Here is a 2,500-nt window from a genome sequence, read left to right on the forward strand (position 1 = left end):
GATGGACATTAGGAATGAGAACGATCAAGCCGATCGAACTATTAGTACCGGTAAGCTTCAAGCGTTGCCGCTCTTCCACACCCGGCCTATCAACGTGGTCGTCTTCCACGGTTCTCAGGGAATACTCGTTTTAAGGTGGGTTTCCCGCTTAGATGCCTTCAGCGGTTATCCCGTCCGGATATAGCTACCCTGCTATGCGGCTGGCGCCACAACAGGTCCACCAGAGATCCGTCCATCCCGGTCCTCTCGTACTAGGGACAGATCCTTTCAATATTCCTACACCCACGGCAGATAGGGACCGAACTGTCTCACGACGTTCTGAACCCAACTCACGTACCGCTTTAAATGGCGAACAGCCATACCCTTGGGACCTGCTCCAGCCCCAGGATGCGATGAGTCGACATCGAGGTGCCAAACAACCCCGTCGATATGGACTCTTGGGGGTCATCAGCCTGTTATCCCCGGCGTACCTTTTATCCGTTGAGCGATGGCCCTTCCACGCGGGACCACCGGATCACTATGACCGACTTTCGTCTCTGCTCGACTTGTCAGTCTCGCAGTCAGGCAGGCTTATGCCATTGCACTCAGCGAACGATTTCCGACCGTTCTGAGCCCACCATCGCGCGCCTCCGTTACTCTTTAGGAGGCGACCGCCCCAGTCAAACTACCCACCATACATTGTCCCGGACCCGGATAACGGGCCGCGGTTAGACATCCATAGTAATAAGGGTGGTATTTCAAGGGTGGCTCCACCTGAGCTGGCGCCCAGGTTTCAAAGCCTACCACCTATCCTACACATGCCACTACGAATGCCAATGTAAAGCTATAGTAAAGGTGCACGGGGTCTTTCCGTCTAACCGCAGGAACCCCGCATCTTCACGGGGAATTCAATTTCACTGAGTCTATGCTGGAGACAGCGGGGAAGTCGTTACGCCATTCGTGCAGGTCGGAACTTACCCGACAAGGAATTTCGCTACCTTAGGACCGTTATAGTTACGGCCGCCGTTTACTGGGGCTTCGATTCAGAGCTTGCACCCCTCCTCTTAACCTTCCAGCACCGGGCAGGCGTCAGACCCTATACGTCGTCTTGCGACTTCGCAGAGCCCTGTGTTTTTGATAAACAGTCGCTACCCCCTGGTCTGTGCCACCCTCCTCTACTTGCGTAGAAAAGGGTCACGCTTCTTCCGAAGTTACGCGTGCAATTTGCCGAGTTCCTTCAGCATAGTTCTCTCAAGCGCCTTGGTATACTCTACCAGACCACCAGTGTCGGTTTCGGGTACGGTTTATAAGGAGGAGCTATTTCCTGGAACCACGCAGCAGCCCGTTCAATCCGATAAGATTGGACTACCTCAATGATCCGTCACTACCTCCAAGCCCACGAATATTAACGTGGTTCCCATCGACTACGCGTTTCCGCCTCGTCTTAGGGGCCGGCTAACCCTGCTCAGATTAGCTTTAAGCAGGAACCCTTGGTCTTTCGGCGGGGGAGTCTCTCACTCCCCTTACGTTACTCATGTCAGCATTCGCACTTCTGATACCTCCACCACCCCTCACGGGTATGGCTTCATCAGCTTACAGAACGCTCCGCTACCGCTTGGCCCTTGCGGACCAAACCCTAAGCTTCGGTGTATGGCTTTAGCCCCGTTACATTTTCGGCGCAAAGACCCTTATTTAGACCAGTGAGCTGTTACGCTTTCTTTAAATGATGGCTGCTTCTAAGCCAACATCCTGGTTGTTTTGGGATCCTCACATCCTTTCCCACTTAGCCATAACTTGGGGACCTTAGCTGTAGGTCAGGGTTGTTTCCCTTTTCACGACGGACGTTAGCACCCGCCGTGTGTCTGCCGACTAGTACTCCCAGGTATTCGGAGTTTGGTTAGGTTTGGTAATCCGGTGAGGACCCCTAGCCCATCCAGTGCTCTACCCCCTGGGGTATTCGGTCGACGCTCTACCTAAATAGATTTCGCGGAGAACCAGCTATTTCCGAGTTTGATTGGCCTTTCACCCCTAGCCACAAGTCATCCCGAACTATTGCAACAGTTATGGGTTCGGTCCTCCAGTAAGTGTTACCTTACCTTCAACCTGCTCATGGCTAGATCACTCGGTTTCGGGTCTAATGCGACGAACTGAACGCCCTGTTCAGACTCGCTTTCGCTGCGCCTACACCTACCGGTTTAAGCTTGCTCGTCACACTAAGTCGCTGACCCATTATACAAAAGGTACGTGGTCACCCTTGCGGGCTCCCACTGTTTGTAGGCAATCGGTTTCAGGTACTCTTTCACTCCCCTTGTCGGGGTGCTTTTCACCTTTCCCTCACGGTACTAGTTCGCTATCGGTCATGCACGAGTACTTAGGCTTGGAGGGTGGTCCCCCCAATTTCAGACAGGATTTCACGTGTCCCGCCTTACTCGAGGACGATTGATTGCATTACGCGTACGGGGCTGTCACCCACTATGGCCCTACTTTCCAGAAGGTTCCGCTTGTCTCTCAATCGCCACTG

General features: G+C 53.4%; 1 rRNA gene (cut by a window edge). It reads right to left on the bottom strand.

The annotated features are described in order from the left end of the window. Nucleotides 1–20: 20 nt before the first annotated feature. Nucleotides 21–2,500, bottom strand: a 23S ribosomal RNA gene (locus FJW08_RS32085) (it continues 381 nt past the right edge of the window).

The sequence above is a fragment of the Mesorhizobium sp. B3-2-1 genome (assembly GCF_006439515.1).
Taxonomy (GTDB): Bacteria; Pseudomonadota; Alphaproteobacteria; order Rhizobiales; family Rhizobiaceae; genus Mesorhizobium.